The organism is Spirulina sp. CCNP1310 (genome assembly GCF_034932185.1).
Classification (GTDB): domain Bacteria; phylum Cyanobacteriota; class Cyanobacteriia; order Cyanobacteriales; family Spirulinaceae; genus Spirulina.
Genome location: NZ_JAYGHW010000058.1, coordinates 1 through 4,066, shown reverse-complemented (window position 1 = coordinate 4,066; position 4,066 = coordinate 1). Strand labels below are relative to the sequence as shown.

The following is a 4,066-nucleotide window of genomic DNA, read 5'->3' as shown; positions in this document are numbered from 1 at the left end:
GTGGGGCAAACGGGAAGTTATACGCTTGGGGAGATTAGACCTCTGGCTGGGTTGGAGCAATCCTGCTCGGTTAAGTCCGGTCGATGAACCAAGAATCCCCGTCGCTTTAGCGCGGGGAGTGTCAATCATCCATGGGAGAAGAGAGTGCGTCAGTTCTTAGGATTTTCAGGTTAATCCTGCTGACGCACCCTACGACTAAACTGTCAAAAACTGAATGTTGGGAACACGATACATTGGTTTTGTTGGTTTTTCAGTTGTGATAAATTCATCAGCTTTCAGTGAAATTGCAGCAGCAATATTGAGGGCATCTAGTCCAGATAATCCATAGATGCAAGCCAAGTGATAGGCAAATTGACTGAGTGCTTCTAAGTCGCTTATCCAGTAAGTTACACCCTGAAAAAAGGTTTCATAAAACTCACTTTCTAATGTTTGTTGGTAGCATAATGATTTTGGTAGGACTTCTAATTTAATAAAAATGCTGGAGCAAAAAATGCGATCGCTATCAGCTAAAATATCTAAAGCCCGTTGAGCACGGGGAGGAGTGCCACGGGCGGCCGCAATGAGAATCCCTGAATCAACGAAAGAAAGAACCATTAGTAACTTGCCTCTCGATCCCCTCGTCGTTCGCGAATTTCCTGTTCTAGTTCTCTGTCCGTGAGAAGGGGTATCCCCGATTCAAGAATTTTTGCACGAATTGCCCGGAGTTTTTGCCCCAGTGGGCTATCGGTATTGGGGCGACTGAGGCAATCGACAAAGGCTATTGCTTCTTGTTGCTTGTCGGGGGAAAGATTACGCCATTTGGCTATCAAGAGTTCTTCTGTTGTCATAATTCCCTTCTAGATCTCTGTTTCGATTGTACCCCTTTGCTTCAGCGTTGGGCGTTTCGGGTGTGGATTTGCCCTTGGACGGCTTAGGCGATCGCCCATCTCTCCCCTGATGTTTCCGCCCGTCGCTACAGTCAGCAGGTGGAGAGGTGGCGGGATCAGTGATTAAACCCCACGTTAACAACGTGATTTTTTCCATAATCAAAATGGTGCGTTAGTCCTAATAGTTTCCCCAGTAAACCTGGGTTAGTTAGGCTGACGCACCCAACGACTACTTTTCTCTAATTCTTGGTATAACAAACGGGTGATCCTCCATCGGTTTTGTAATACGCAGAACGTCGGCCACAATTACGACCCGCAGAATCCCTGTCATAAGGACATTCACAATTACCCGATTGCGGTTGACGAGCAGGACGAGAAACGGCTGGTTGAGGAGTAGGTGTAGGGCTTGGGCTAGGCTGTGCTTGAGGAGTAGGTGTAGGGCTTGGGCTAGGCTGTGCTTGAGGAGTAGGTGTAGGGCTTACTTTTTCGATCAATATTCCACCAGCAAATGTAGTTTGACCATTACAGACAGCATTGGCTAATTCACTGGGTTCCCAAATTGTTGAGTCGTTGTTTGGTTCAGATGATTCAACCAAAGTTCCAAGTGCTGATGGACATTTGAATTGCATCATCACAGTATTATTATTATCGGGATTACGGATAATAACAGTTTCAATTTTTTCTTCGTTTTTAAGTTGCGATTCTTCCAGTTTTTGTTGTTGTTTTTCTAGGCTTTTTTGGGCATATTCTAAACTTTTACTGTACGCAGTAATTTGTTTTTGTGCTTCAGCATAGCCAGGATGTTCTGAAGGAATATTTTTAAATTGAAGAACAGTATTTTCTAAAGATTTCACAGCCACATCCCAATCTTCAACGGTATTACTAGAGCTTGCTTCAGAAACCGCTGCAACCGATTCGTCTGATGAATCAAGCACAGTTTGCCAAATATCTACTTCCACTGGTGTTGTTTCGTTGCTGGTTTGAGAAGTAGATGTAGTATTGTTAAGATCAACTGATGGAGATATCAAAAAAAGCACTACTCCTAAAGCAATTGGAACAGCTTTAGGGATCTCGAATCCAACCTTTTCCTCCGCTGCTTGTATAAGCAAATCATAACTTAATGGACATAGTAACAGACCTGTTATAAACCAACAGAAAAAGGCTAAAACTTGAAGCTGTAGCAATGCGCCGAAAGCACCCAAAATCAAAAATACGCCTAAAACCCAACGGACAGTAGTTAAGTTATTCATTTGCTTGGATGAATTGAGTAAAAATGATTACACTAAAAACTTGACCTGCTTTTGATCAGTCAATTACAAACATAACACAAAAAATCAGCGTGTCACCCCAAAAGACCCAAAAAATGCCCCCATCTCCTCCCTGAGATCAACCCCCGCATCCTGTAACACCCCCAAAATATAGACCCGCTCCCCCACCAAATAAAAACGATAGGTGATCAGTTCATTTTCACTAAATAAAATGAACTCCCGGCCAGGGTGAATGCCTAAGGGGAACGACCGATCCTCCGCCAACACCCAACCCGTATCTTTCACCATCGCATCTCGCAACATCGTCAAACGCACCCATGGACTACCCTCCACCCGATAATCCCCAAAGGCAAACACATACTGATTCCCCTCATGGAGGGCGATCGCCCCCTCTAACACCAACTCCCCCCCCTGCAAATCCAACACCAACGGCTCCTGTCTCTCCACTCCCCCCGGCAACGCTACCCGAAACCCTCCCGGAATTGCCTCCAACCATTGCCAACTTTGCTGCCCCATCGGTACACCAACACTAGCCGGAGCATAGCCCAACATTAACCCTAAAAAAAGGGCGATCGCCCCCTTCCCTCCCTTCATAATTCCAGTTTCCTTCAACATCTCGATCATTTTAACTGTAGCGCTCTCCGCCTGATCCGCTAAAATAAGAGCCGAAAACCCCACCTGCACCCATCCCCCTTGCAATCCTCCGTTCCCCTCGGCCATCTTTACGGTATCAGTGTTGGTACTGGTGATCCGGAGTTGATTACCCTCAAGGGGTTGCGCCTCCTGCGCCATGCCGATGTTGTTGCCTTTCCTGCCGGTCTGCACGGCAAACTCGGCATTGCGGAAAGCATTATCACCCCCTGGCTGATCGGCCGCCATCAACAACTCCTTCCCCTCAATTTTCCCTACACCCCCAATCAAGCGGATTGGCAACTGGCTTGGGAACAGGCAGCGGCTCAGGTGTGGCCCTATCTCCACCAAGGCCAAGATGTGGCCTTTGCCTGTGAAGGGGATGTTAGCTTTTACAGCACCTTCACCTACCTCGCCCATACCCTCCAACAGGCCCACCCGGAATTAATCGTTGAAACTGTGCCGGGGATTTCCTCCCCCTATGCCGCCGCCGCCGCCCTGGGGATTCCCCTCACCTGCCAAGGACAAAAATTCGTCGTCTTGCCTGCCCTCTACACCGTTGCAGAATTGGAAAAAGTTCTACACTGGGCTGATGTGGTGGTGTTGTTAAAAGTGGGATCTGTGTATAGCCAAGTGTGGCAGGTGTTGCGGCAATGGAACCTGTTGGATCGCAGTTGGGTCGTAGAGCGGGCGACGATGCCGGAGCAACAGGTCTATGATAATTTGCGCGATCGCCCCACGCTACAATTGAGCTACTTCTCGATCTTGATTATCCATAACAAACCTCTCGAAACCCATTATTAGCTATGGCTTCTTTTTCCATCTGGGCAGTTTTGGCACAAAGCCTTCGCCAACCGACGGCGATCGCTGCCTACGCTTCCGTCGGAATGCACGCCATGTTAGGGGTTGCCCTCCCTTCCATTCCCTGGTTTGCCGATGTCTCCCTCCTCGGGGATGGCTCCACCACACCCCGCAATCAGGTGAATCTGATTGAACTGTCCACCACCGACTTGAACCGTTTGCCCCTAGCGGTGACGATGCCCCAAGCTAGTAATTTCGGGGAGTTGCCCATGAATGCAATACCGGGGCAGCCGCCGAACATTGCCAACTTGCCCGATTCGATGCCCTTAAACACCCCCAATCGCCCCAACCTTCCCCCCTTAAGCAATCAAGCCAATCCAGCCCAAACCCCAAGGGGCGCAACTCCCCCCGCCCAAAACCTCCCCTATAACTATCGCATCACCCCCCCGCCCCCACCCCGCAACAACAGCACTCGCCCCCCCCAAACGACCCCCCGCCCCA

5 protein-coding genes and 1 pseudogene are annotated in these 4,066 nt (G+C 48.9%); 2 read left to right on the top strand and 4 right to left on the bottom strand.

All coding sequences use genetic code 11. From position 1 onward, the window contains the following. Positions 1 to 195 precede the first annotated feature (195 nt). The 4 genes from VB712_RS10755 to VB712_RS10740 form a co-directional block, all read right to left on the bottom strand. Positions 196 to 594 (bottom strand): nucleic acid-binding protein, encoded by a 399-nt coding sequence (locus tag VB712_RS10755; RefSeq protein WP_323254562.1) that lies wholly within the window; start codon positions 592 to 594, stop codon positions 196 to 198. Then, positions 594 to 827 carry a hypothetical protein gene (locus VB712_RS10750; RefSeq protein ID WP_323254561.1) on the bottom strand — a complete coding sequence of 78 codons (234 nt, stop codon included), beginning with the start codon at positions 825 to 827 and terminating at the stop codon, positions 594 to 596. The genes VB712_RS10755 and VB712_RS10750 overlap by 1 nt, the downstream gene beginning before the upstream one ends. 278 nt (positions 828 to 1,105) lie before the next feature. Continuing rightward, entirely contained in the window at positions 1,106 to 2,116 is a 1,011-nt protein-coding gene (locus tag VB712_RS10745; RefSeq protein WP_323254560.1) for a hypothetical protein, read from the bottom strand. 84 nt (positions 2,117 to 2,200) lie between these two features. Then, positions 2,201 to 2,749: a hypothetical protein gene (locus VB712_RS10740; protein ID WP_323254559.1), complete on the bottom strand. Its 549-nt coding sequence runs from the start codon at positions 2,747 to 2,749 to the stop codon at positions 2,201 to 2,203. A 78-nt stretch (positions 2,750 to 2,827) separates the two neighbouring features. Here VB712_RS10740 and VB712_RS10735 point away from each other — a divergent pair, with 78 nt between their 5' ends. Both VB712_RS10735 and VB712_RS10730 read left to right on the top strand, forming a co-directional pair. Continuing rightward, the gene (locus VB712_RS10735) at positions 2,828 to 3,568 is read left to right on the top strand and encodes a precorrin-2 C(20)-methyltransferase (protein WP_323254558.1); all 741 of its coding nucleotides are present in this window, start codon (positions 2,828 to 2,830) and stop codon (positions 3,566 to 3,568) included. Between the two features lie 2 nt (positions 3,569 to 3,570). Beyond that, a pseudogene (locus tag VB712_RS10730) lies at positions 3,571 to 4,066 on the top strand (hypothetical protein); the annotation flags it as partial.